This is a genomic window from Glycomyces tritici, from assembly GCF_030403505.1.
The window spans coordinates 70,351-95,044 of record NZ_JAUEMJ010000002.1 but is presented as its reverse complement, the minus strand read 5'-3'; the positions used below and the strand labels follow the sequence as shown (position 1 = coordinate 95,044).

Here is a 24,694-nt window from a genome sequence, read left to right as displayed (position 1 = left end):
CAGCGCGCCCAGCCCCACCGGCATGATTGCACCCCAATGTGTTAGGAGCTCTTAGAACTGCGGTCGGATCGGGAGACCGGGGTGCGAGCATAGCGATGCATCAGCACCTGAATCTGTGGCGATTCGAGTGCGGCAAGAAGACGCTCGCCGCGGGGCGTGGACCGCATGGGATGTGGATGGCGGGCCCGGTTGATGAGCTTCCCGCCGATATCGCGTTCAAGCTGGGCCATTTGCATGGAAAGGTTGTTTGCGGCATAACCGAGCTCCTTCGCTGCAACGCTGAAGAACGGGTAGGCCATGACCTGTTCGAACCGGTAAAGACGCGTCCAACCGTTTCTCCGTCCCTCGATCGCGTTTCTGACATCGACAGGAAGGTCAGGACAGTGTGGTCGTTGCCAGGCTCCTGGTGTACTCGGTGTAATTCCGAGTTGCGCGCGGATCTTGCTGACGGCGCGGTGACTGAGGCCGAGTTCCGCGGCGAGTTCGGTGTTGGTGCGGTGGTGCGTCTCAGCCTGAACACGAAACCAGGCGACGTCGACGTTGAACCTGGCGGCGGTCGTCAGAGGGTGGCGCGCAATTCCGTGGCGTTTGGCATGCTGGCGGACGGTATCCGAGCTGAATCCTGTCGTCTGTCCTAGTTCAAAGGTGGACATTGCTTGCTTGACCAGGTGCTCTTCGAGGAAATCTTTGGTCAGGACGTGGGCGGCAAGGCTCCTTCGAGAACCTGGAATTCGGGCTGACTGAGTCTTCCGTGCTCTCCTGCCGTCGGTCGTGCGGGGTTTGAGGCCCAACGAGTGAACCCGCCATTCAAGCGGCTCCATGAGGTAGTAGATGTGCTGGAGCGACGTCCCGAAACGTTGTGCGATCGCGCTCGGCGTCAGGTGTTGATGCTCGACGCAGTCGACGATGTCCGCTGACGACAGGGAATTCGGGTCTATTCCAGGGAGGCGGATTCCCGTGACGCAGCTATCGGGCGGGCTCCATGACAGTGGCTCCGCGATCCCTGCCGCATCCAGCAGTTCACGAGCATGCGCGTGCAGCCTGCCGCGCATCGCATGGGTCATGGAATGTCGGTATGCGTAGCTGTATGACTGGGCGGACTTGGAGCGGATGTCTTCGGGAAGGCTGCCGTGAGTCAAGGCATTCGTGCCGGTAAGGAGCTCAAACAGGTAAAGGCGTGCCATGCGGACTTTGGTTCCTTGGCCGGGCCGAATATCGGCTTCATGGCAGAACTGCTCCCATTGGCGTTCGGTGAGGTCGATGTTCGTGAACACCTGCCGACGCCGGCGATAGTCGATCGCGCCGCCGTGGGAGTCGAGGTAGCCCGCGAGATTATGGATAGCGGTGAGAACATCAGGGTAGTGAGCGACAAGCGTTTGCAAGGTAACACCGACTTTATTTCGCCGTGGGCTCAGCTCGCTCGCGGCCCGGATCCTCCGGAGCGGGTTCCCTGGCAGGAGCAGCGCGATCGGCAACTCGATTGCGATGACGTTAGCGCGAAACCCCCGCTGGGGTGTGAACCGGATCAGCCAGTCCTGCCAGAGGTGTTGCGGGACCCATCGCGCGCGTTCAAGCGCAACGGTAGAACCGGCCTCGGTCATACGGGGGTACGCCGTGGACGTGTAGTAGCGCAGTCGTTCGGCGAATCCTAGATGCCTGTCGCAGGCGGCAAGTATCTGCTGTTGCCGGAAAACTGAGAGCGGTTCGAGGGCTTTGCGGGAAAGAACTGCCGGCGCTGACGGAATGGCGCGGGGTTTGTCCGCGTTGGGAACCGTTCGGAAGAGGAGATGGAAGCGCTGGTAGCGAGCGGCTGGATCTTCGGCGGTGAGCAGGCCGACCGCAAAGCAAGTAGCGGCGGCATCGACCAGAATCGCGTCGGGTCGCGGCGCCCGAGGCGACCATCGCTGTCGTGGATCGCGGAGTGCGGTGAAGGCGTCCGCGGTGGCGGCATCGAGACAGGCGACGTCACCCGGGACGATCCGCTTGCGATACCAGCGAGCGAGAACGTCGAGGTCGCGAAGATCGGTGGTGAACGGCCCGTCCATCCGGTCAAGCCGTTCGTCGATCCAGCGCTGAGCCTTGATGCGGGGATCATTGTGTGTCAGGTTGATCAGAGGGGACTCACGCAGGTCGGCTCCGCAGATGCCGGACGACTTGCCGGTCGGGCTGGTGCAGTGGGTCGGTGGGAGGGTTCCAGCCAGTTTCGTGACACGCCTGAACAGAGGCAGACCGCAGGCGGGGCAACAGACGGCAAGGAGACATGAGTGCCGGGTGCAGGCGAGGGAATACGAAAGCCGCCATCGGATCCGCCAATACGGATCAGGTTCGCCCAGGCAGTCGATGCAGTAGCGCGATCCTGAGGTCGCTTCCCAGCCTAGGGAAGCGAAGCGATCGAGGACGGCGTGGTCGAGTCGACCGTTCGTCAGGCCGGTCTGGGATTCGATCCGGCGCAGCAACGCTGTCGGCAGGTCGTGGATCAGCCCATGGTTGCGCCAGCGTCGGGCAGGCTCCGACAACTCTAGTGACGGCAGGAGATGCTGAGCTGGGATCGTGTTGCGAATCGCGAGGCGGAAGAGCCAAGAGTCGAGCGCTTCTCCTTCGAGGAGAGGAACACGGACCGGCAGCGAGCGTCCGCTGCCTGTCACGAGTCGGGCCGAGTGATGCGAGTGCTGAGCGTGCCCTTATCGAACGAGGCCTGCAGGTTGCGCCGTTCGTTCTCGGCTGCCTGGTCGATGCGGAAGGTGTCGAGCAGGTCGATGTCGATCCGTTCCTTGCCGGTTTTGATGGCTTGCCGGCAGCCGCGCTCGACAAGGGTGAAGAGCGAGCCGATGTGTCCGGTGCTGCGGGCGAAGAGATAGTCGGAGATATCGGTCAGCATGCCGTTGTGCGCGTCGGCGAGGACGAGGTTGCGTTCGGTGGCGCGAAGCAGCAAGTACCACGCCTGCTTCCATGACTCGCTGGCGACCGTGAACGGCGGCAGAGCCAGACGGGTCCAACGGCGGCCGGTCTGGGCCATTTCCAGGTCCTCCTTTTCGAAGCATTCAGAGAAGAACCCACGCTTCTCAAGCCCGATACCGGCAAAGATGAAGGTGATCGCAAGTTCGTTCGCCAGCCACTTCAGATGGTTCGCGACCTCGACACCACTCTTGTGGCGCATGTTGATGAAGTGCAGGTCGTCGATGAAGCCGATACGGGTGCCGCAGGAGTTGACGCAGTCGACGGCGAAGTCGGCCAGCCGTGCGGCGTTGGCGCGTTCGATCCCCGGGCGGCCGTAGAACTCGCAGATCTTGTGGTTCAAGCTCCGCAGCGTCGTCTGTGAGGACAGCCCGATGTTGAATACCGGCAGGTGTTCATGGTCGCCGACGGTGTCACCGAATCGGCGTCGCTGCCGGCGGTCGAAGTCGCGAATAAACGCTCTGGTGATCGTGGTCTTTCCCAGTCCTGCCAAGGCGTCGATCACGGCCGCACCCCTGACGCGGTCGGGGTCGTGGCGGTTGCTGGAGACGATGAGGTCGAGATCGTCGTGGATTGCCTTGAGCTGCGGGGTTTCGAGGGTGCCGAAGTTGGAGTGCCAGTAGCCGCGGGCTTCGTCGTAGTCTTCCCTCGCCGCGAGACTGAGGTTCCCCAACTGTCGAACGGTTAGACGCTCGGGGCGGGGCCGGCCGGGGCTGTCGACCCAGCGCCGCCAGCCCTCCTTGTGCGACAAGCTGTAGGCGTCGTTCATCTCAAGACCCGGTAGCCCTCGTCCCAGTCGCCGACAAAGTCCATGTCATCGTCGTCTCCACTGATTTCGGCTGTGTCATCCTCAGGCGTAGTCCCAGAGGGCTTGGTGATGATCCGCTCGACCGGGAGGGCAGCGTGTTGGGCCGACCATCGGGCCAACATTCGCCGTTCTCTTCTATCGGTGACCAGTTCGCTGTCCCAACGACGCAGCATCGCCGCGAAGGCCTTGGCCGGGTCGACGTGGTCGTTCCTTGCCGCCGCGAGTCGTCGGGCGTGGGCCGCGGCTTCCGCTGAGAACCCGGTGTGCAGCATCGCGGCGTGCTCCCAGTCGAGCTGGTGCCATTGGCGGTCCGCGGGATCTTGGAACCAAGCGAAGCGAACGTCGTCCGGGTCGATACGGATCGGCCACTTGCCAGCGAGAGCACCGCCGAATGGGCTGGTCCGGCCCCGGTAGCCGTTGAGTCCAGGGCCGTTATATCGCAGGCCGTCGATCTCGACGCCGTAATGCTGGATGGTGCGGGCTCGGACCGGCAGGAAGTCCAAGGCGAGCGTGGGTGTGACCGGCAGCCGCAGGCGCCCGGTCTTGGCAAGGCCGATCGCGAACATCTCCGCCGGGGAGAACTCCAGCCCCGGATGTTCGGCGAGGGCGAGGCCGGAGTGCTTGGTGCGGTGGTGAACCAGGGCGATCCATTCGCGGATGACATCTTCGAGTTCGTGCAGGAACAAGAACGCCTCATCCTCAACCCGTTCGCCCCTCGAGTGCAGGTCAGGGCCCTTGTAAGCGGGCAGGTGCTGGATCAGGCCCTCGCGGAGCGTGCGGAAGAACCGTTCGACCGTGGGTTTATCCGTCGGCTTCCTCGTCTGCGCGGGCTGGATCGAGATCCCCAAGCGGGTGCAGATCCCGATGACGTGCGCGGACAGGAACACCTTCCCGTGGTCGACCACCAACGTCTCCGGGGCGCAGACCGGTCCAGCCATGGTCTCCGACTCGTCGAAGACCAGATGCTTGGGGACGCCGTGGTAGGGCCAGACCGCTTCGGGCGGCCAGGCTGGCGGCGCTTCGCGACCAGCGACCGCTTCGTAGAGGACCCCGGCGACGTCGACCGCCTTGGTCGACACTGCCGTGACCCGCATGCCTACGATGCAGCGAGTGAACAGATCCTGGGCGACCGTGAGCTGCGCCCGGACCCAACGGCAGGTCACCGGTTCCATCGCGAACACGTCCAAGTCCTGTGTGTCCAGGATCAGGTACTCGCCCGGCCTGGTCGCCCGCAGTCGCCCGTAGACCCCTTGAGGCCGGTCGGCGATCGACCGGCGCCCCTTGGCGCTGCCCGAGACGGCGTTGGTCCCGCGAGTCAGCTCCGCGAACCGCCGATAGGCAGTCGCTTTGGACGGCAGCGGGACGACTCCGGCCCCGTACTCGCGCTCCAGCCGCTCAACCGCGAGCCCCATCACCGCGGACCCGGTCGGTGTCGACGCGTTCACCTTCTCGTCCAGGATCTGCTTGATCGCCGCGTCCCATCGGGGGTCGACCGAGGTGGTCCGGCGGCCGAGCACCCGACCGTCAACCAGCCCGGCCTCGCCGTCGCGCCGGAAGTCCTCCAGCCAGCGTTCGATCGTTCGGACCGCTACTCCCAATTCAACGGCCTTGTCCGCCAGGCGGTCGGCCTGCCGCCGCCCGTCGTCGGTGAGCACTTCGCGCAGGTGCGCCGCGCGCGTTTCCAGCCGTTCCCGCTGTGCGGCAGTCAGGCCGGCATAGGTCGTGCCGATGCTTCCGGCGGGCAACGGCTCGGCAGGGACCTCCAGCGCGGTGCTCCCAGCGATCAGCCGTGACAGTGTCAGCACCCGATACTGGCCGGTCCGCTCGACCTTGACAATGACCGTGGCCGCGACCGAGTCAAGTTCCTCGACCCGGACCAGGTCGCCATCGAACAGCACCTGCGAACCCGGGCCGACCGACATCACAAACTCCGACATCACCGCTCCGCCAACCAGATCGACGTCTCCAGACTCAACGGGTCCGACAAGTCCGCGGCAACGACGCCGCGCCAGATCAAATGCAGCAACGCCGGCCTGACCAGCCCCGCCGGCCCCAGGGACCGGGCTGCTATCTCAACTCCGCAGATCGTGTCCTGCTTGGCCGCTATTTCCGCAACCGGCTCCAGCAGCGCCGCGTCGACCACGCTCGGCCGCCGATACCCCGCGAGGAAGCGGATGTTCTCCAGCTGGACTGGATCGACCCCCGACCAGACCTCGAACCGCCAGCCGCGCATCCGAACCAGCGAGCCGGTCCACTCGAACACGGTGGTGACCACCGGGTCGTCCAACCGGTGTGCGGGCTTGACGTCGACCACCGTGGCAGTGCGATCCCTATGCAAGAGCAGGAGATCGGGAACATGACTGCGTGATTTGGATTCTGTGCGCTCGGCCATCTGGAACGGCTGCGCGGCAATCCCGCAGACGTCCGGGTCGAAGTCGGCCAGCAGAATCCGAGCCAGCTCCAACAGACTCTCGTACGCGACCATGCCGCCGGTCGTCGACGACCAGTACCAGCCCGAATAGTGCTTCCGGCCCTTGTACCAACGGAACTCGCGGACCGGCATCGATCCGGCGAGCGCGTCGATGCGGGCCAGATCCATCGTCGTGTCGACGACCTCGCCGCCATCACGTCGGTACCGCACCTCGACCGAAGCCAGCCGATCTTCCAGGATTCCCGCCATGAGAACAGCATGAACGCGACGCGGCGTCGTGTCTGTCACCCACAAGCCTGGTTTCTCACTGGGATGACGAAACCGACATCCATGGCGTCATTTCAGTGAGACACCGACAGAACAAACGAGAACCTACACCCGCAATGCTGCGCGCCTGCGCGGGTTGACACGCGTCGGCACCTTCGTGCTATGGTTCATTAGTCAAGTAATGAACCTCTGAACCAACGAACCATTCGCTCTACACCGAAGGAGGCGAGATGTTCGATGACGGCACACCGATCTACCGGCAGATCGCCGATCAGATCAAGGCCGAGATCATGAACGGCTCGCTCGAACCGGGAGGCAAGGTCATGTCGACCAACCAGTACGCCGCCTTCTACCAGATCAACCCCGCCACCGCGCAGAAGGCGTTCCGGGACCTGGTCGACGAAGGCGTCCTCTACAAGCAGCGCGGCGTCGGCATGTTCGTCGCCGAGGACGCCCGCGACCGGCTCGCCGCCGACTTCCGCGAGCGGTTCTTCGAACGCGTGCTCGCCCCCCTCGTCCAAGAGGCCCGCCAGGCCGGCATCTCGCTCACCGACATCATCGACTACCTCGAAGCCCAGGAAGGCGCCCGCAAATGAGCTTCTCCGCCACCCTCCGCGACGTCACGCTGAAGTACCGCGACTCCGACGCGCTCGCCGACGTGAACCTCGAACTCGAGGCCGGCAAGATCTACGGCCTGCTCGGACGCAACGGCGCCGGCAAGACCAGCCTCCTCAGCCTCCTCGCCGCCTTCCGCAAGCCCACCAGCGGCGAGATCCTCGTCGGCGGCGAACCCGTGTGGGAGAACGCCGGGATCGTCTCCCGCGTCGCCCTCATCCGCGAAGGCGGCGACTTCGACGACTCCGACACCGTCAAGTCCGCCATCGAGACCGGCCAGATCCGGCCCGCCTTCGACACCGCCTACGCCCTCAAGCTCGCCGACCGCTTCGAGCTGCCGCTCAAGAAGAAGGTCCGCGAACTCTCCCGAGGCAAGCGCTCCATCCTCGCCGCGATCTGCGGCCTCGCCGCCCGCGCCGAACTCACCATGTTCGACGAGGTCCACCTCGGCATGGACGCCCCCACCCGGGACGCGTTCTACAAGGAGCTCCTCGCCGAGTACATGGACCGCCCCCACACCGTCATCCTCTCCACCCATCTCATCGACGAGGTCGCCAACTACCTCGAAGAGGTCGTCATCGTCGACAAGGGACGCATCCTGCGCCACGAGGAGGTCGAGGTCTTCCAGAACATGGGCGCCACCCTCACCGGCCCCGCCGCCGCCGTCGACGCGATCGCCGCCGGCCTCGAAGTCCTCGCCGAGCAGCAGCTCGGCGGCACCAAGAGCACCACCGTCGCCGCCTTCGAGGCCGGCACCCGCGAGCGCGCCGCCGCGGCCGGGCTCGAGATCGGCCCGGTCGGCCTCCAGGACCTCTTCATCCACCTCACCGAACCGAACCGCAACGGAGCCTGACGATGCCCTCCCTCGCGAACCTCACGCTTCCCAACCGCCGCTTCGCCCTCGGCGTCGGCATCGCCGGAGAGGGCCTCAAGTACTTCAAGTACTGGATCGTCGCGGCCGTCGTGCTCGCCTTCCTCGGCCCGCTCGCACTCTCGCAGTACACCGAGATCGAACTCTCGACCTGGTTCTACACCGCGAACATCGGCAAGTGGTTCACCGCGTTCGTCGCCGGCGGCTTCCTGTACGCGCTGGTGCCCAACATGATCGCCACCGGCATGACCCGCCGCGAACTCGCCGTCGCCATGGGCGTCTTCGGCCTCCTGTGGTCGGTCGCGATCGGCGCCCTCGTCTTCGCCGGGCTCCTGGTCGAACGCGCCTACTACGACGGCATGGGCTGGACCCAGGGCATCCAGGCGGGCGACACGACCACCGCGCTCGGCTCCTGGGGCGACACCGTCGCCTTCGCCGCGGTCTACCCGCTCATGTACCTCGCCTACTTCGCCGCCGGGGCCGTCATCGGCGCCGCCTCCTACCGCTGGGAGGGCAGCGGCTGGCTGCTCCTGGTCCCCGTCCTCCCGGTCGTCTTCAGCCTCGACAACGCGCTGTACGACACCGAGCCGTTCGGCCCGGGCTGGATGGGCTTCCTCGGCCGCTTCATGGACGAATGGGGCCGCGCCCCCATCCTCGCCGGGATCGCCGCCGTCGCGGTCGTGCTCGCGATCGCCGCCCGCCAGATCCTCATCGACATCCCCCTGCGATCGAAGAAGGCCTGACCATGGAAACCCGACTCATGCAGCGCCGCTACCGGTTCGGCCGGCGCCTCTTCACCGGTGCCACCGCCTGGCTCAAGTGGTGGCTCCTCGCCGGGATCGTGCTGGTCCCCGTCCTCTCCGCAGTGTTCGCCGACGTCTTCGAACTCGGACTGTGGTCCATCACCGCCGCCGTCCTCCAGTGGTTCGCCGCCGGCACCGCCGGGATGATGATCTTCGGCAACCTCGCCGTCTGGATCTCCCGCGGCTGCACCCGCCGCGAGATCACCGTCGCCTTCATCGTCTTCGGCGTCCTGGCCTCCGTGGGCCTCGCGGCGTACCTGACCGCGGGCTTCGCCGCCGAGCACGCCCTGATGGCGCTCGTGGCCGACCCGCCGACGAGCCTCGGCGAAGCCCTCGCCTCCGGCGCCCGCTACCTCGCCATCACGCCCGTCTACTTCTTCGCCGGCGTCCTCGTCGGCGCCCTCTCCGCCGGGTACAGCGGCGGCCGCGGATTCAGCGCCGCCGTCCTCATCGGCACCGGCGGGCTCTACGCCGCGACCCTCTACCTCGAGTTCAACGAGGCGTGGTTCGACCCGGGCTGGTCCACCGCGGCCTCGGCCGCCGCCGCGCTCGCCATCGCCGTCGTCCTGGCCGCCGGATGCGTCGCCGCCCTGCGTTCCATCCCGATCCGAGGAAAGCGAGCCTGACCATGAACGCCGTGCTCGCCCAACGCAAGTACCATCTCGCCGCGCGACTCGCGAACGACACCGCCCGGACCCTCGGACTCTGGCTGACCGCCGCGTTCGTCGTCCTCGTCGTCACGTCTGCGATCCTCGACGCGGCCACCGAAGGACAGACCGAGGAGCTCGCCACCTACGTCCTGCTCGCCCTCCCGATCGCCATGTTCCTCGCCGGCTGGCTCCACCTGTCCAAGGGCTACCCGCTCGCCATCGTCCACGGCTTCACCCGCAAGGAGTTCCTGGCCGGATTCGCCCTCTACGGGCTCGCCACCGTCGTCACCGCGGCCGCGCTCACCCAGGCCGGCCGGCTGATCCTGGAGCATCTGCCCACGGCCGACTCCGAGATCGGCTTCTACGGGCGCGGCCCGCTCGACTCCCTGGCCCGCTCCGCACTCTGGTTCACCGTCGGCGCCGCCGCCGGGGCCGCGAAGCTCCGTTTCCCCGGTCGCCGGCTCGGCGTCCTCGCCAGCGCGCTCCTGGTCGCCGCGGTCGTCTACCGCCCGGTCGCCATCTCGCTCATGCGCAACCTCGCCCAGGACACCCCCTTCGGGGACGGCACCCTCGTCGAGGTCCCCGTCGAGATGACCATGAACCACCTCGCGCTGATCGACCTCGCCTTCACCGTCCCGCTCGCCCTCCTCACCTGGGCCCTCCTGGCGAGGGCCCCGATGCACCCGAAATCGGCCTGAACCATGGGACTCCTCAGCCTCGCCGCGTCCTTCCCCGTGGTCGTCCTGCTCGTGTGCACCGCCGCCTGCCTCGTCGCCGGGCTCATGCTCGCCGCCGACCGGGCTACCGCCGCCGCGGTCCCGGCCGGGGCGCGGGGGCCCCGATCCGCACCACACCGGGCGCCGACCCCTCACGCAGCGCCTCCGGCGGGTGGGACACTGGTAGACGGCCAGTACACGCATCGGAAGGTCAGCACATTGTCGATCCAGCCCATCCGCATCTTCGGCGACCCGGTCCTGCGCACCGCCGCCGAGGACGTCGACACCTTCGACAAGGAACTGCGGGGCCTCGTGAAGGACCTGCTCGACACCATGCGCGACGAAGGCGGCGCCGGGCTCGCCGCGCCGCAGCTCGGCGTGAGCAAGCGCGTGTTCTCCTTCGACGTCGACGACGTCATCGGCCACATCGTCAACCCCGTGCTCGAGTTCCCCGACGAAGAGGAGCAGGACGGCCCCGAAGGCTGCCTCTCCCTCCCCGGCCTCTACTTCGACACGATCCGCCGCCAGAACGTGGTCGCCAAGGGCTTCAACGAATACGGCGACCCGCTGCAGATCGTCGGCACCGGCCTCATGGCCCGCTGCCTCCAGCACGAGACCGACCACCTCGACGGCATCATCTTCATCGACCGCCTCGACTCCGACCGGCGCAAGGCCGCAATGGCCGAGATCCAGTCCCAGGACTGGTACAACGAAGACGTCAAAGTCAAAATCACCCCCCACGACTCCAAGGGTGTGTTCTTCAAGCGATGAGGATCGTCTTCGCCGGGACCCCGGAGGTCGCACTGCCGACCCTCGAGGCCCTCCACGCGTCCGACCACGAAGTGACGGCCGTCCTGACCCGCCCCGACGCGAGAGTCGGACGCGGCCGCAAGGTCTCCCGCTCGCCCGTCGCCGCCTGGGCCGACGAGCACGGCGTCGAAGTGCTCACCCCCGCCAAACCGCGCGAACCCGAATTCCTCGACCGGCTGCGCGAACTCGACGCCGACCTCGTCCCCGTCGTCGCCTACGGCGCGCTCGTACCTCCCGCCGCCCTCGCGATCCCGCGCCTGGGCTGGATCAACCTGCACTTCTCGCTCCTGCCCGCATGGCGCGGCGCCGCCCCCGTGCAGCACGCCGTGCTCAACGGCGACGAGATGACCGGCGCCTGCGTCTTCCAACTCGAAGAAGGGCTCGACACCGGTCCCGTCTACGGCCGCCTCACCGAGCCCGTTGCCGCCACCGACACCTCCGGCGACCTCCTCGGCCGCCTCGCCGTGGCCGGCGCCCGCCTCACCGTCGACGTCGTCGACGCCCTCGAGGCCGGGATCATCACCGGCGAGCCCCAGCCCGACGACGGCGTCTCCTACGCCCCCAAGATCTCGGTCGACGACGCCCGCGTGCGCTGGACCGACCCGGCCTTCGCCGTCGACCGCCGCATCCGCGCCGTCACCCCCGCCCCCGGGGCCTGGACCGAGTTCGAAGGCCAGCGCCTGCGCCTGGGCCCCGTCCGCCCCGACCCCGAAGGCCCGCGCCTCGCCCCCGGCGCGATCAGTCTCGCCAAGCACCATGTCCATGTCGGCACCGCCACCGACCCGGTCCTCCTCGACCAGGTCCAGCCCGCCGGGAAGAAACCCATGGACGCCGCCGCATGGGGCCGCGGCCTCCAGATTGAGAGCCCGGTGTTCGCATGAGCGACAAACGAAACCGCCGACGAGCGCCCGAGAGCGATCGTCCGAAGGTGAATCCGCGCCGCGTCGCCTTCGACGCGATCAACGCGGTCACCGCCGACAACGCCTACGCCAACCTCGTGCTGCCGCGGATGCTCGCCGAGACCGACAACTCGGGCCGCGACGCCGCGCTCGCCACCGAGCTCACCTACGGCACGCTCCGCAGCCTCGGCACCCTCGAAGCGATCCTCGCCGCCGCCTCCGGCCGCGAGATCCGCCAGCTGCAGCAGGACCTCGTCGACGCCCTCTGCCTGGGCGCCTACCAGCTGCTGTACATGCGCATCCCCGCGCACGCGGCCGTCGCCACCACGGTCAGCCTCGTCAAGGCCGCGGTCTCGCCGCGCGTCTCCGGGCTCGCGAACGCCGTGCTGCGCAAGGTCGCCGCGAAGGACCTCGATGAGTGGACCGCCGAGCTCGCCACCGGCGACCGCCTCCACGACCTCTCCCTGCGCTACGCGCACCCGCAGTGGATCTCCAGCGAGTTCGAAGCGGTGCTCGGCCCCGAGGAGCTCGCGGACGCGCTGGCGGCCAGCAATGTGGCGCCGCCGGTGCACTTGTGCGCCAAGCCCGGTCGCATCACGAAGGGCGACCTCTCGCGCGAGTCGCGCGGCGGCGGGCACGGCCAGTGGTCGCCGTACGCGGTCTACATGCCGAGCGGTGACCCGGGTCGTCTCCCGGCGGTGGTCACCGGTCTCGCCCACGTCCAGGACGAGGGCAGCCAGCTGGTCGCCCTGCAGCTCGCCGAGGCGCCGCTGGAAGGTTCGGACCGGTCGTGGATCGACCTGTGCGCCGGGCCCGGTGGCAAGACCGGCCTGCTCGGTGCGGTTGCGGCGCAGCGGGGTGCAAGCATCGACGCGGTCGAGATCCAGCAGCACCGCGCCGAACTCGTGTCCAAGGCCGTGCGCGGCCTGCCCGTCACCGTCCACACCGGCGACGGCCGCACGTTCGGGAAGGCGGACTCCGCCGACCGGGTGCTCGTGGACGCCCCGTGCTCGGGCCTGGGCGCGCTGCGCCGCCGCCCGGAGGCGCGGTGGCGCAAGCAGCGCAGCGACATCGACGACCTGGTGCCGCTGCAGCGCGAGCTGCTCGCCTCGGGTCTGCGCCTGGCGCGGCCGGGCGGGATCGTCGCGTACGTGACCTGCTCGCCGGTGACGGCCGAGACCGAAGCGGTGGTCGAGTCGGTGCTCAAGGACGGGGGAGCGGAGCTCGTCCGTCCTGAGTGGCTCCTCGATCGCGTGCCCGGCGCCGAGCGCGGCGAGTTCGCGCAGCTGTGGCCGCACCGCCACGGGACGGACGCGATGTTCCTCGCGCTGCTGCGCAAGACCGGCAACCGGTAACGCTCCAGCTATAGGGCCTCCTCCCGCGTCACGGTGCGAACCGGTCGCAGGGGGGAGGCCTGTTTTTTCGGGCGGGTCACCGAAAGCCCCACATTTTGGAAGCGCTACCATACATTGACAGGGGTGAATATTGCCCCCGGGTTACCGGCACAACTGACCCTAGGAGCACCTGATGAACCGACGAAAGCGTCTCGCGGCGATCGTCGCGGGAATGGCGACCGCAGTCGCCACCGCACTCAGCGCGGGCTTCCTCCTCAGCCCCAATGCGGGCGCGCAGGAGGACGTCTCGGCGCAAGCCCAAGCACTGTGGACGAACCCGAACACGGGCGCGGCCCGCTGGGTCAACCAGAACCCGAACGACTGGCGCGCGAACATGATCCGCGACCGGATCGCCGAGACCCCGGCGGGCAACTGGTTCACCCAGTACCAGCCCACCGGCGGCATCGCAGCCCAGGTCGCCGCCGTGGTCGACGGCGCGGCCGCCGCCGGGGCGGCCCCGATCATGGTCGTCTACGGCATCCCCAACCGCGACTGCGGCGGCCACTCCGGCGGCGGCGCCCCGAACCACGACGCCTACCGCGGCTGGATCGACCAGATCGCGAACGAGATCGACGGCCCCGCGTACATCGTGATCGAGCCCGACGTGATCGCGCACGACTGCCACAACGCCACCGAGCGGGCCCAGATCAACGCCTCGCTCTCCTACGCGGCCCAGAAGCTCAATGCCGCCGACCCGGCCGCCAAGGTCTACCTCGACGCCGGGAACTCGGCCTGGCTCACCGCCGCCGAGGCCGGAAGGCGCCTCCAGGCCGCGGGCATCCAGTACGCGGACGGCTTCTCGCTCAACGTCTCCAACTACCGCACCACCGACGAGTCCACCGCGTACGCGCAGCAGGTCCGCAACATCGTCGGCACCGGCAAGGGCGTCGTCATCGACACCAGCCGCAACGGCAACGGGCCGCTGAACCCGCCCAACCCCAACGACTGGTGCGACCCCGCGGGCCGCGCCATCGGCAAGCACCCGACCACCTCGACCGGCGTCAACGGCATCGACGCGTACCTGTGGGTCAAGCTCCCCGGCGAGGCCGACGGCTGCGCCGGCGCAGCCGGCCAGTTCATCCCCGACCTGGCCTACCAGCTCGCCAACAACGCCGGAAGCGGCTGGCCCGGGCAGGTCGATCCGACCGACCCGGTGACCACCCCGACCGACGGCCCTACCACCGGCGGGCCCGGCGAGACCGACTGCACCATCCACATCGACGCCGTCAGCACCTGGAACGGCGGCTGGCAGGGCAAGGTCTCCATGACCGCCGACCAGGCCGTCAACGGCTGGACCATCTCGTGGACCTGGCCCGGTACCCAAACGGTCACGAGCAGCTGGAACACCCAGCTCAGCACCTCCGGGAAGACGGTGACCGCCAAGGACGTGGGCTGGAACGGCTCCGTCGCGGCGGGCCAGACGAAGGAGCTGTTCGGCTTCGTCGCCTCCGGTTCGCCGGCCGATATGGACGTCCCCTGCTGACCTGAGATCACAACAGGCACCCGGTGTCCGGCCTGCGTCGCGGTTCTGCGACCTACACTGTCCGTGTGGCACAGTTCCGAACGGCGCAGGCCGACACCGTCATCGCCCCGAGCCTCCTGGCGGCGGACTTCGCCCGCCTCGCCGAGGCGGCCGACGCGGTCGAGGGGGCCGTCGACTGGCTCCACGTCGACGTCATGGACAACCACTTCGTCCCCAACCTCACGCTCGGCCCGCCGATCGTCAAGTCCCTCAAGGCCGCCACGGACATCCCGCTGGACTGCCACCTCATGATCGAGGACCCGCACCGCTGGGCCCCCGGCTACGCCGAGCTCGGCGCCTACAACGTCACCTTCCACGCGGAGGCCTCCGACGACCCCGTCAAGCTCGCGAAGGACCTGCAGGCCGCGGGCGCCAAGGCCGGGCTCGCGATCGACCGCGACACCCCCGTCGAGGACTACCTCGAGATCCTCCCGGCCTTCGACACGCTCCTCATCATGACCATCAAGGCCGGCTTCGGCGGCCAGAAGTTCATGCCCGAGCTGCTCGCCAAGGTCCGCACCGCCCGCGCCCACGCCGACTCCGGCCACCTGGAACTGCGCATCGAGGTCGACGGCGGCATCGCCGAGGACACCATCGCCGCCGCCGCCGAAGCCGGGGCCGACGCGTTCGTCGCCGGCACCGCGGTCTACGGCGCGGCCGACCCCGCCGACGCGGCCCGGCGCCTGCGCGCCCGCGCCGACGCGGCGCGATCATCCGGATGATGCGACCATGCCAGCCCCCACCCCCGCAGAACTGGTCCTCATCGCCGACAACGACCCGGAGATCGCCGAGTTCCTCGCCGCCCGGCTGAGGGCCGACGGGTTCGACACCGCGCTCGCCCGCGACGGCTACCAGGCCCTCGCCGGGATCGCGCTGCGCCGGCCCGGCATCGTCCTCCTCGAAGCCGACCTGCCGTTCATCGACGGCCTGGCCCTCACCCGCCAGCTCCGCGCCGACCCGGCCACCGCGAGCCTGCCGCTCATCCTCCTGGGCGCCGGGCCCTCCTCGGCCGACAAGATCGCCGGCCTCAAAGCCGGCGCCGACGACTACATCGCCAAGCCCTTCGACCCCGCAGAGGTCTCCGCCCGCATCGACTCCGCGATCCGCCGCCACCGCGAGGTCCGCGAGTCCTCCCCGCTCACCGGGATGCCCGGCAACGACCGCATCCTCCGCGAGCTCCAGGCCTGGATCAAGCGCGGCGATCCGTTCGCCTTGTGCTACATCGACATCGACCAGTTCAAAGCGGTGAACGACGTCTACGGGTTCGTGCGCGGCGACGAGTTCATCCGGGCCCTCGCCGAATGCGTCTACGCCGCCGCCGGGGACGCCGGGGCCGCCCCGGTCTTCCTCGGCCACGTGGGCGGCGACGACTTCACCATCCTGTGCCTGCCCGAGCACGCCGAGGCCGTCACCGGCTTCCTCAACGACCACTTCGCGCGCCGCGTCCGCCAGCTCTGCGAGCCGCGCGACGTCGAGCGCGGCTACATCGAGCACGCCGACCGCGCCTCCCGCCGCCTCACCCGCTCGCGCCTGCCCACGCTCTCCACCGGCGTCGCGCTCTCCACCGTGCGCCGCTTCGCCGACGCCTACGAGGCCGTCGCCGAGGCCACCACCCTCAAGAGCGTCGCCAAATCCCACCCCGGCAACTACGTGGCCTTCCCTGAAGGCCGCGCTCCGGGCCGCACCAACCGCCGTCCCGTCTTCTGGACGAACGAGCGCTGAACCCGCCCGCCGCCAGTAGGGTGCGTCACAGTGAGGACCGCTGCGGAATATCCCCGTGGCACAATTCCTTGTAGCAAACGCGCGTCAGCGGGGTCGGTGCAATTCCGAGCCGGCGGTGAGCGGCGAAAGCCGCAAGTCCGCGACCCGTCCGCATCCAGCGGACGGTTGACCTGGTGAGAATCCAGGACCGACGGTTAAAGTCCGGATGGGAGCAGACGCAACGGAGGTGGCCACTGGTGGCCCCTGCGAGCTTTTCTCCTGCCCCCGCCTGCGTACCGAAGGTAGTTCGCAGCAGGTAGGGAGTTCCAACCGTGTTCACCGGAATCGTCGAAGAACTCGGCGAAGTCGTCAAGGCCAGTGAAGCGTTCCTGGCCGTCCGCGGGCCCGTCGTCAGCTCTGACGCCGCCCTCGGCGACTCCATCAGCGTCAACGGCGTCTGCCTCACCGTCGTGAGCGTCGAAGGCGATGTCTTCACCGCCGACGTCATGGAGGAGACCTACCGCCGCTCGGTCATCGGGAAGCTCGAACCGGGCGACAAGGTGAACCTCGAACGCGCCGCCACCCTCACCACCCGCCTCGGCGGGCACCTCGTGCAGGGCCACGTCGACGGCGTCGCCGAGATCATCGCGCGCACTCCCGCCGCCGAGTGGGAGGAAGTCACCTTCCGCCTCCCCGAGGGCCTCGCCAAGTACGTGGTCGAGAAGGGCTCCATCACCATCGACGGCACCTCGCTCACCGTGGCCGCCATCGACGGCGACGAGTTCACCGTCGGCCTCATCCCCACCACCCTCGAAGCGACCACCTTGGGCCGCAAGCAGGTCGGCGACCCCGTCCACATCGAGACCGACGTCGTCGCCAAGCACGTCGAAAAACTCCTCCTCTCCGCAGGGAGCATCTGATGAACGAGATCCGCCTGGACTCCATCGAGGACGCCGTCGCCGCCATCAAGGCAGGCCAGCCGGTCATCGTCGCCGACGACACCGACCGCGAGAACGAAGGCGACATCGTCTTCGCCGCCGAGGACGCCACGACCGAACTCATGGCCTTCACCATCCGCTACACCGGCGGCTACATCTGCGTCGCCATGCCCTCGGAGACCGCCGACCGGCTCGACCTGCCGCCCGCGCACCACACCAACCAGGACTACAAGGGCACCGCGTTCGCCGTCTCCGTGGACGCCCGCAAGGGCGTCACCACCGGCATCTCCGCCGCCGACCGCGGCCAGACCATCCGCGTGCTCGCCGACCCCGAGACGATCGCGACCGACCTCAACCGGCCCGGCCACGTCGTCCCGCTGCGCGCCAAGGACGGCGGCGTCCTCGTCCGCCGCGGCCACACCGAGGCCGCCGTCGACCTCACCCGCCTTGCCGGCAAGCAGCCGGTCAGCGCCATCTCCGAGATGATGAACGACGACGGCTCGATGATGCGCCTGCCCGAGCTGCGCGCCTTCGCCGACGAGCACAACCTGCTGCTCATCACCGTCGCCCAGCTCGCCGAATGGCGCCAGCGCAACGAGGTGCACGTCAAGCGCCTCGCCGAGGCCCGCCTCCCGCTCGAGTCCGGCCAGTTCACCGCCATCGGCTACCGCGCCGTCTTCGACGGCAACGAGCACGTCGCACTCGTCAAGGGCGACATCGGCAACGGCGAGGACGTGCTCGTGCGCGTCCACTCCGAATGCCTCACCGGCGACGCCTTCGGCTCCCTGCGCTGCGACTGCGGTCCCCAGCTGCAGGCCGCGCTGCGCGCCGTCGAGGCCGAGGGCCGCGGCGTCGTGCTCTACATGCGCGGCCACGAGGGCCGCGGCATCGGCCTGGTCCACAAGCTCCAGGCCTACCAGCTCCAGGACCAGGGCCGCGACACCGTGGACGCGAACCTCGAACTGGGCCTGCCCGCCGACGCCCGCGACTGGGCCATCGGCGCGCAGATCCTTGAAGACCTCGGCATCAAGTCGATGCGCCTGCTGACCAACAACCCGGAGAAGCGCGCCGGGATCGAAGGCCACGGCCTCGAGGTCCTCGACCGGGTCGCCCTGCCGACCTACGCCACGCCCGACAACCTCGCCTACCTGACGACCAAGCGCGACCGCATGGGCCACCTGCTGGCCGACCTGCCCGCGCCGGTCCTCGCCGGAAAGGAAGCCGCCTGACATGGCCGGACACGGAGCACCCGCCGTCAACGTCCCCGACGCCGCCGGCCTCACGCTCGGGATCGTCGCCACGGACTGGAACACCGAGATCGTCGGCCAGCTGCTCAAGCGCGCCCTCGAGGCCGCCGCGGACGCGAAGGTCGCCGACGTCAAGGTCCTGCATGTGGCCGGCGCCGTGGAACTCCCGATCGCCGCGCAGGCGCTCGCCCGCAGGTACGACGCCGTGGTCGCCCTCGGCACCGTCATCCGCGGCGGCACCGCCCACTTCGACTATGTGTGCAAGTCCGTCACCGAAGGGCTCACCCGGGTCGCGCTCGACGAGTCGACGCCCGTCGCCCACGGCGTGCTCACCGTCGACGACCAGGAGCAGGCCCTCGCCCGCGCCGGCTACCCCGACTCCACTGAGGACAAGGGATACGAGGCGGTCGTCGCCGCCCTCGGCGCCGCGCTGGCGATCCGCTCGCTCGACTAGCACTTAGCGCGAGGACAGGCCCGGACCTCACGGCCCGGGCCTGTCCTCATGCGTACCAAGGGAATTCAGGCCCGCAGTCCGTCGAGCAGGCGGTCCAGGGCCCGCTCGGTCGCGGCGAGCGCGTCCGGGTCCTCCGACCGCGCGAGCCATAGCGCCGCCTCGTTCATCGCGCCCGAGAGCAGCCGAGCCAGCGGCTCGATCGGCTGCGCCGCAATGGTTCCGGAGTCCACGAGGTCGTGCAGCGCCTCGGCGAGATGCCGGGCCGAGCCTTCCTCGTCCATCGACCGCCATTCGTCCCAGCCGAGCACGGTCGGCGCGTCCACCAGCAGGATGCGGCGCACGGCCGGGTCGGCCCCGGCCGCCAGGAACGCGCGGCACCCGGCGCGCAGCTGCTCCCAGGGTTCGTCGAACCGGTCGGCCTCTCCGGCGACGCGCCCGCCCAGCTCCTCCTGCACCTCGGCGACCACGGCCCGGAAGAGCCCGAGCTTGCTGCCGAAGTGGTGGTAGGCCGCGCCCTTGGTGGTCCCGATGGCCTGCGCCACGTCGGCCAGCACGACCTCGTGGTACCCGTCCGCGGCGAAGCGGCGCCGCCCTTCCGCCAGCAGCGCCCGGCGCGTCGCCTCCCGCTGCTCGATCCGCGTTCCCGCCATGCGCACTCCGATCCGATCTCGCATACCCGGGGTATGTTAACATTCAAATTCACATACCGAAGGTATGTGAATCGGATCGAGCTTCCAGGAGACCGCCATGGGCACCCGACTCAGCAGCTTCTACCCGGTGATCGCCACCGGCGACGTCGCCGCCGCGCACGATTTCTACGTGCGCCACTTCGGCTTCGAGGCCACCTTCACCGCCGACTGGTACGTCAGCCTGCACCGCCCCGACGCCCCGCAGTACGAACTGGCGCTCCTCGACGCCTCCCACCCCACCGTCCCCGAAGGGCACCGCGCACCGATGAGCGGCGGTCTCATCCTCAACTTCGAGGTCGACGACGTCGACGCCGAGCACCGGCGGCTCGTCGGCGAGGCGGGCCTGCGCGAGCTCCGGCCGCTGCGCACCGAGGCGTTCGGCCAGCGCCACTTCATCTGCGAGGCCCCTGACGGCGTCATGATCGACGTCATCACCGTCATCCCCGCCGAAGGCGAGTTCGCCGAGCAGTACGCCCCCGGCCACGAGCCGGGGGCGTAGCGGCTCAGCTGTAGTGCTGGAACTCCGGCCACAGCGATGCCCAATCCGAGACCGGTCCGGTGCAGACGCCGATGAGCTGCCCCTGCTCCTCGTTGTCGACGTCCAGTCCGCTGTCCAGCTCGGCGGCCTCGACGCAGGAGTCGAAGAAGCGGCTCACGCGGGCGAGGTCAAGGCCTACGGTGACCACGGTGTCGGTGGCCGCCGGGGGCGGGCCGTACTCGTGCAGCTGGTTGTGGCCGCTGACGATCGGCGGCAGGTCCTCGCCGTACCGCTCGAGCGCGCCGGCCTCGCCGTAGTTGGCGGTCAGGACGGCCGCGTTCGCTTCAGGAGGCAGCGAGTCGACCACGGCCGCAACCTGATCGGTGTACGTCTGCCAGCCGACGCCGTCGGGCACCGAGCTGTTCATCGCCGGGATCGGCGTGCCGCCGACGGCGTCCACCGGGAGCAGCGGCAGCGCGACGAGCGCCGAGACCGCGCTGTTGAGCGCCACGCCCGCGACCAGCAGGCCGCGGCGGCTCCGCGTGGCCGCCCAGGCCGCGACCGGGACGCATCCGGCCGCGTACAGGGCGATGACCAGGCCCATCGAGTAGTAGAACTGACCGCCGCTCGCCAGCGTGACCGCCAGCAGGATCGGGTAGGCCACGGCCAGCGCCCGGATCGGCCGCCATTCGGTCCTGCGCAGCAGCGCGACGAGCCCGGCGATCCAGATCGGCACGAGGAACAGGCCGATGAGCAGCAGTTGGAAGGGCAGCAGCAGGATGCGGTTCTCGGTGCCGTCCGTCTCGTTGATCGCCGCGGCCATCTCCAGCTGCGGCCAGTCGTTCACCGCCTGGTAGACCAGGTTCGGGGCGCCGATCACCAGCGCCAGGGCCGCACCGGCCCACAGCCACTTCGATCCGAGCGCCTTGCGCGGCCCGACCGCGAGGAGCGCCAGGCCGACGCTCAGCAGGAGCAGCACGATCAGGTGCTTGTTGTACAGGCCGATGCCGGCCGCGGCGCCCACCGCGAGCCACCATTCAGGCCGATCCCGCAGCAGCGCCTTCACTGTGAACAGGAGCGCGGCCGTCCACACCACCAGGTCGACCGAGTTCGTGGAGAGCTGGTGCCCGAAGGCCAGTGCGACACCGGCGAAGGCCAGGCCCCACACGCTGAGCGCCTGCGCGGCCCTGCCGCCGCCGAACTCGCGCGTGAGCAGTGCGGCGATCCAGAGCAGGCCGACCATGCACAGGATCGAGGGGAACCGCAACGCCCACAGTGAATCACCGAGCAGACCGACGGAGGCCTTCCCGAGCAGCGGGGTGAGCGGCGGCTGGTCGACGTAGCCCCATGCGGGCTCGAGCATCCGGAAGTACAGCTCGTCGCGGTGGTAGTCGTAGCGGCCGTTGAGGATCGCGAGCACCGCGGCGAGCGCCGCGCTCGCCAGGGTCGGGTGCAGGCGGAAGAGTGGGCGCATCGGCAGGGGCCTTTCGAGGGGTCGAGGGGATCGCTCCTGTCCTCAGAGCATCCCGCAAGCCCCGTTGCGGTGCAAGGTCAGCGGGTGTCCCGAATCGTCTCGATCGCTTCGTGGAAGGCGGGGGTGGCGCGTTCGAAGTGCTCGGTGAGGACGGCGATCTCGGCGGGGGAGCAGTCGGCGAAGACCGCGCCGAGCTTCTCGCGGGCCGGCGCCAGCGCGGCGTCGAGCTCGATGCCGTTGTCCTCCGCGGCCTCGACCAGGACGCGGCGCCGGTCGGCCGGGTCGGTCACGCGGCGGACGAGGCCGCGCTCCTCCAGGCGGTCGATGAGGCGCGTGGTGGCCCCGGTGGTCAGCCCGGTCTTGGCGGCGAGTTCGCCGGAGGTCATGCGGCCGTAGAAGGCGAGCGTGCCGACCGCGTACAGGTCGGTGGGGCCGAGGCCGACGGCCTGGGCCGTGGCCAGTCCGTGGAGCACGATCGCGCTGAGGTACGGCGGGTAGACCGCACCGAGCTTCGCGAGATCCGATCTTGACATGACAGATTCCCTTCCTTAAGGTAATATCTGCATCAATGCAGAGAATGAATCCGCACAATAGATGCAGTCATCAAACTACCAGAAGGGCACACCCATGAGCACCGAGCAGATCACCGCACTCATCGACGCCACCGTCGCCGCCTGGGCCACCGGGAGCGGCGAGGCCTACGCCTCGCACTTCACCGCCGACGCCACCTACGTCACCTTCGTCGGCACCTGCTACACCGGTCGCGAGGAGATCGCCCGCGCCCACCAGGCCCTGTTCGACAAGTTCCTCCAGGGCAGCGTGCTCGCGGACGAGATCCTCGGCATCCGGTTCCTAGGCCCGGACACGGCGGTCGTCACCGGCCGCGGCGACGTCGGCAAGCACGGCTCGCGCCCCGCCAAGCTCACCAAGGTCCAGACCTACACCGTCGTGCGCGAGGCCGACGGCCAATGGCGCATCGCCGCCTTCCAGAACACCAAGCGCAAGGCCCTCATGGAGAAGATCTCCTTCGCCTTCGCGCCGGAGACCGCCCCCGCCGCGCGATGAGGGCGGCCCGGACGGCCGCGGGCCCGCCGCGACCGGCCCGGACCGTCCACCTGCCCGGCCGCCCGCTCAGGCCGCGTCGATCCGCGCGAAGTACGCGTCGACCAGCGGCTTGCCGATCCCGGTCATCCACTGCTCCAGAGTGAGCAGGCCAGGGTGGACCCGCCGCAGCGCCGCGATGTCGACGGGGATGCGGTGCCGGTTGAGGACGCCCAGCATCTTCGCTGTCGACGGGCTGTCCCCGGCGACCTGTTCCGCCGAGATGCCGACGTACGGCACCTCGCGCCCGACGACGCGGCCGATGAGCGCCGCCTTCTCGGTCTGCGTGAGGTCGTCCCCTGCCAGCTCGTACACCTTCCCGGCGTGCGCCTCCGGGGCGGCGAACGCGATCGCGGCGAACGCGGCGATGTCGTCGGCCGCGATGTGCGGCTCGAACGTGTCCGCGTTGAGCACCGAGACGAGCGCGCCGTCCTGGAGCTCGCGGAAGGAGTCGAACGTGTTCTCCATGAACGAGCTCGGGCGCAGGATCGTGTGCGGCACCCCGCTCGCCCCGATCGCGCGCTCGGCCTCGGCCTTGCGCTGGAGCATGTCCATGTGCGGCTCCAGCGGACCGCCGACGCCGATCGACGAGGAGTGGACGAGGTGCACGACCCCGGCGTCCTTCGCCGCCGCACCGAGCTTCGCGGCGCTGCGCTCCTCGTGCCCGAGGTCGTCGCCGTACGGCCCGCCCTCGTAAGCCCCGGCGTGGACGCTGAAGACGCCGAAGGCGCCCGCGACGGCCGCATCGAGCGAGGCCCGGTCGTCGAGGTCGCCGGCGACCACTTCGGCCCCGGCCTCCTTGAGCGCCTTGGCCTTCGCGCTCTCGGGGTCGCGGGTGAGGGCCCGCACGTGCCAGCCGTCGGCCAGGAGGCGCGCGGCCACGGCCCCGCCTTGGCGGCCCGTGGCGCCGGTCACGAGGACGGTCTTCTCTGCAGCAGGCATGGGTGTTCCTTTCCATTGCGGGGTCCGCCGACTAGTATCGGGAGCGGCAACCCGGTTGATGAAACGGAACACTACACCCGTTTAAGCGAGTCCACGAGAGGGGGACCCATGGCCCAGCGGCAGCACGCCACGGAGACGCCGGAGCGGCCCGCACTCCAGCGGGCCGAACGCGCCGACGCCCAGCGCAACCGCCAGAACGTCCTCGAGACCGCCGACCGCCTCTTCGCCGAACGCGGCGCCTCCGTCTCCCTCAACGAGATCGCCACCGCCGCAGGCGTCGGCGCCGGCACCGTCTACCGCCACTTCCCGACCAAGGACGCCCTGCTCGCCACCGTGCTCGACCAGCGTCTCGGCCAGATGGGCGCCTTCGCCGAGCAGGCCCTGGCCATGGACGACCCCGAAGCCGCCTTCTTCGCCTACCTCGGGTTCATCACCGATCAGGCGCTCGCGAACCGCGCGATCTGCGAGGCGCTGGCCGCACGCGGCGACTGGCAGGAGCCTTCCAAGACCGACGGTTACTGCCTCATCGACTCCCCGATGTCGGTCCTGCTCGAGCGGGCGCAGCGGGCCGGGGTCATCCGCGGCGACATCGACACCCAGGACGTGCGGGCGCTGCTCTCGGGCTGCACGGCCATGGCCGTCAACCCCGAACGCTCCCGGCGCCTCACGGCGGTCTTCTGGGACGGCCTCCGGATGCAACGAAACACCGAGATTCGTAACGAAACTTCGAACTCCTTCGAATTCCGTAACGAAACGAAACGGAACTGCCCGGTCTGCGGCGACCCCCTCCCTGAGACCGCCACCGGCAGGCCCGCGAAGTACTGCTCGGCGGCCTGCCGGCAGAAGGCGTTCCGGGAGAAGCGCAAGACTGCGTAGTCACAGAGGCCTTCCCCTCTGGCAACCGGTCGCCTAGGATCGGTCCCGCATCA

General features: G+C 69.0%; 25 protein-coding genes and 1 riboswitch. Of the genes, 17 read left to right on the top strand and 8 right to left on the bottom strand.

The genetic code is table 11. The annotated features are described in order from the left end of the window. Positions 1 to 41: 41 nt before the first annotated feature. Genes QWI33_RS05735 through QWI33_RS05720 form a run of 4 tightly spaced genes read right to left on the bottom strand, consistent with a single transcriptional unit; the run spans position 42 to position 6,443 of the window. A complete protein-coding gene (locus tag QWI33_RS05735; protein ID WP_289955797.1) occupies positions 42 to 2,645 on the bottom strand; it encodes a TniQ family protein in 2,604 nt (867 codons plus the stop codon). After that, complete coding sequence (locus QWI33_RS05730; protein WP_289955794.1) at positions 2,642 to 3,724, bottom strand: ATP-binding protein; 1,083 nt, start codon at positions 3,722 to 3,724, stop codon at positions 2,642 to 2,644. The genes QWI33_RS05735 and QWI33_RS05730 overlap by 4 nt, the downstream gene beginning before the upstream one ends. Beyond that, a complete protein-coding gene (locus tag QWI33_RS05725; protein WP_289955792.1) occupies positions 3,721 to 5,700 on the bottom strand; it encodes a TnsB C-terminal domain-containing protein in 1,980 nt (659 codons plus the stop codon). Before QWI33_RS05725 ends, QWI33_RS05730 begins: the two co-directional genes overlap by 4 nt. Beyond that, positions 5,700 to 6,443, bottom strand: coding sequence for a TnsA-like heteromeric transposase endonuclease subunit (locus tag QWI33_RS05720; RefSeq protein WP_289955790.1), 744 nt, complete (start codon positions 6,441 to 6,443; stop codon positions 5,700 to 5,702). The genes QWI33_RS05725 and QWI33_RS05720 overlap by 1 nt, the downstream gene beginning before the upstream one ends. A 248-nt stretch (positions 6,444 to 6,691) precedes the next feature. On the opposite strand from QWI33_RS05720, the gene QWI33_RS05715 reads away from it, so the two are divergent. The 14 genes from QWI33_RS05715 to ribH all read left to right on the top strand — a co-directional run bounded on the left by QWI33_RS05715 (position 6,692) and on the right by ribH (position 19,081). After that, positions 6,692 to 7,057, top strand: coding sequence for a GntR family transcriptional regulator (locus QWI33_RS05715; protein ID WP_289955789.1), 366 nt, complete (start codon positions 6,692 to 6,694; stop codon positions 7,055 to 7,057). Then, positions 7,054 to 7,929 (top strand): ATP-binding cassette domain-containing protein, encoded by an 876-nt coding sequence (locus tag QWI33_RS05710; RefSeq protein WP_289955786.1) that lies wholly within the window; start codon positions 7,054 to 7,056, stop codon positions 7,927 to 7,929. The genes QWI33_RS05715 and QWI33_RS05710 overlap by 4 nt, the downstream gene beginning before the upstream one ends. A 2-nt stretch (positions 7,930 to 7,931) precedes the next feature. After that, on the top strand, positions 7,932 to 8,690 hold the full coding sequence (locus QWI33_RS05705; protein WP_289955784.1) for a hypothetical protein: 759 nt from the start codon (positions 7,932 to 7,934) through the stop codon (positions 8,688 to 8,690). Between the two features lie 2 nt (positions 8,691 to 8,692). Further along, positions 8,693 to 9,376, top strand: coding sequence for a hypothetical protein (locus QWI33_RS05700; protein WP_289955782.1), 684 nt, complete (start codon positions 8,693 to 8,695; stop codon positions 9,374 to 9,376). A gap of 2 nt (positions 9,377 to 9,378) precedes the next feature. After that, positions 9,379 to 10,098, top strand: coding sequence for a hypothetical protein (locus tag QWI33_RS05695; protein WP_289955781.1), 720 nt, complete (start codon positions 9,379 to 9,381; stop codon positions 10,096 to 10,098). A 237-nt stretch (positions 10,099 to 10,335) separates the two neighbouring features. After that, a complete protein-coding gene (gene def / locus QWI33_RS05690) occupies positions 10,336 to 10,887 on the top strand; it encodes a peptide deformylase (RefSeq protein ID WP_353895417.1) in 552 nt (183 codons plus the stop codon). After that, positions 10,884 to 11,807, top strand: a complete 924-nt coding sequence (fmt, locus tag QWI33_RS05685) for a methionyl-tRNA formyltransferase (protein ID WP_289955779.1) — start codon at positions 10,884 to 10,886, stop codon at positions 11,805 to 11,807. The genes def and fmt overlap by 4 nt, the downstream gene beginning before the upstream one ends. Further along, the gene (locus tag QWI33_RS05680) at positions 11,804 to 13,180 is read left to right on the top strand and encodes an RsmB/NOP family class I SAM-dependent RNA methyltransferase (protein WP_289955778.1); all 1,377 of its coding nucleotides are present in this window, start codon (positions 11,804 to 11,806) and stop codon (positions 13,178 to 13,180) included. Before fmt ends, QWI33_RS05680 begins: the two co-directional genes overlap by 4 nt. A 172-nt stretch (positions 13,181 to 13,352) precedes the next feature. Continuing rightward, positions 13,353 to 14,702: a glycoside hydrolase family 6 protein gene (locus tag QWI33_RS05675; RefSeq protein WP_289955776.1), complete on the top strand. Its 1,350-nt coding sequence runs from the start codon at positions 13,353 to 13,355 to the stop codon at positions 14,700 to 14,702. A 65-nt stretch (positions 14,703 to 14,767) separates the two neighbouring features. Continuing rightward, positions 14,768 to 15,463 carry a ribulose-phosphate 3-epimerase gene (rpe, locus tag QWI33_RS05670; RefSeq protein ID WP_289955774.1) on the top strand — a complete coding sequence of 232 codons (696 nt, stop codon included), beginning with the start codon at positions 14,768 to 14,770 and terminating at the stop codon, positions 15,461 to 15,463. Positions 15,464 to 15,470: 7 nt separating this feature from the next. Continuing rightward, positions 15,471 to 16,463 (top strand): GGDEF domain-containing response regulator, encoded by a 993-nt coding sequence (locus QWI33_RS05665; RefSeq protein ID WP_289955773.1) that lies wholly within the window; start codon positions 15,471 to 15,473, stop codon positions 16,461 to 16,463. Between the two features lie 79 nt (positions 16,464 to 16,542). Further along, positions 16,543 to 16,684: riboswitch (FMN riboswitch) on the top strand. Between the two features lie 90 nt (positions 16,685 to 16,774). Continuing rightward, complete coding sequence (locus QWI33_RS05660) at positions 16,775 to 17,362, top strand: riboflavin synthase (RefSeq protein WP_289955771.1); 588 nt, start codon at positions 16,775 to 16,777, stop codon at positions 17,360 to 17,362. Then, complete coding sequence (locus tag QWI33_RS05655; RefSeq protein ID WP_289955770.1) at positions 17,362 to 18,609, top strand: bifunctional 3,4-dihydroxy-2-butanone-4-phosphate synthase/GTP cyclohydrolase II; 1,248 nt, start codon at positions 17,362 to 17,364, stop codon at positions 18,607 to 18,609. Before QWI33_RS05660 ends, QWI33_RS05655 begins: the two co-directional genes overlap by 1 nt. A gap of 1 nt (position 18,610) precedes the next feature. Beyond that, on the top strand, positions 18,611 to 19,081 hold the full coding sequence (gene ribH / locus QWI33_RS05650; protein ID WP_289955768.1) for a 6,7-dimethyl-8-ribityllumazine synthase: 471 nt from the start codon (positions 18,611 to 18,613) through the stop codon (positions 19,079 to 19,081). Between the two features lie 65 nt (positions 19,082 to 19,146). On the opposite strand, the gene QWI33_RS05645 is transcribed toward ribH, so the two are convergent. After that, positions 19,147 to 19,731 (bottom strand): TetR/AcrR family transcriptional regulator, encoded by a 585-nt coding sequence (locus QWI33_RS05645; protein ID WP_289955767.1) that lies wholly within the window; start codon positions 19,729 to 19,731, stop codon positions 19,147 to 19,149. Between the two features lie 97 nt (positions 19,732 to 19,828). On the opposite strand from QWI33_RS05645, the gene QWI33_RS05640 reads away from it, so the two are divergent. After that, positions 19,829 to 20,269 (top strand): VOC family protein, encoded by a 441-nt coding sequence (locus tag QWI33_RS05640; protein ID WP_289955764.1) that lies wholly within the window; start codon positions 19,829 to 19,831, stop codon positions 20,267 to 20,269. A gap of 4 nt (positions 20,270 to 20,273) precedes the next feature. Here QWI33_RS05640 and QWI33_RS05635 read toward each other — a convergent pair whose 3' ends face one another. Beyond that, on the bottom strand, positions 20,274 to 21,722 hold the full coding sequence (locus tag QWI33_RS05635) for a glycosyltransferase family 39 protein (protein WP_289955762.1): 1,449 nt from the start codon (positions 21,720 to 21,722) through the stop codon (positions 20,274 to 20,276). 77 nt (positions 21,723 to 21,799) lie between these two features. After that, on the bottom strand, positions 21,800 to 22,255 hold the full coding sequence (locus QWI33_RS05630; protein ID WP_289955760.1) for a MarR family winged helix-turn-helix transcriptional regulator: 456 nt from the start codon (positions 22,253 to 22,255) through the stop codon (positions 21,800 to 21,802). Positions 22,256 to 22,349: 94 nt separating this feature from the next. Here QWI33_RS05630 and QWI33_RS05625 point away from each other — a divergent pair, with 94 nt between their 5' ends. Further along, positions 22,350 to 22,787 (top strand): SgcJ/EcaC family oxidoreductase, encoded by a 438-nt coding sequence (locus QWI33_RS05625; RefSeq protein ID WP_289955757.1) that lies wholly within the window; start codon positions 22,350 to 22,352, stop codon positions 22,785 to 22,787. Between the two features lie 66 nt (positions 22,788 to 22,853). On the opposite strand, the gene QWI33_RS05620 is transcribed toward QWI33_RS05625, so the two are convergent. Beyond that, positions 22,854 to 23,765, bottom strand: coding sequence for an SDR family NAD(P)-dependent oxidoreductase (locus QWI33_RS05620; RefSeq protein WP_289955755.1), 912 nt, complete (start codon positions 23,763 to 23,765; stop codon positions 22,854 to 22,856). Positions 23,766 to 23,873: 108 nt separating this feature from the next. Between QWI33_RS05620 and QWI33_RS05615 the strand changes: the two genes are divergently transcribed. Further along, positions 23,874 to 24,641: a TetR/AcrR family transcriptional regulator gene (locus tag QWI33_RS05615; RefSeq protein WP_289955753.1), complete on the top strand. Its 768-nt coding sequence runs from the start codon at positions 23,874 to 23,876 to the stop codon at positions 24,639 to 24,641. The last annotated feature ends 53 nt before the right edge of the window (positions 24,642 to 24,694 follow it).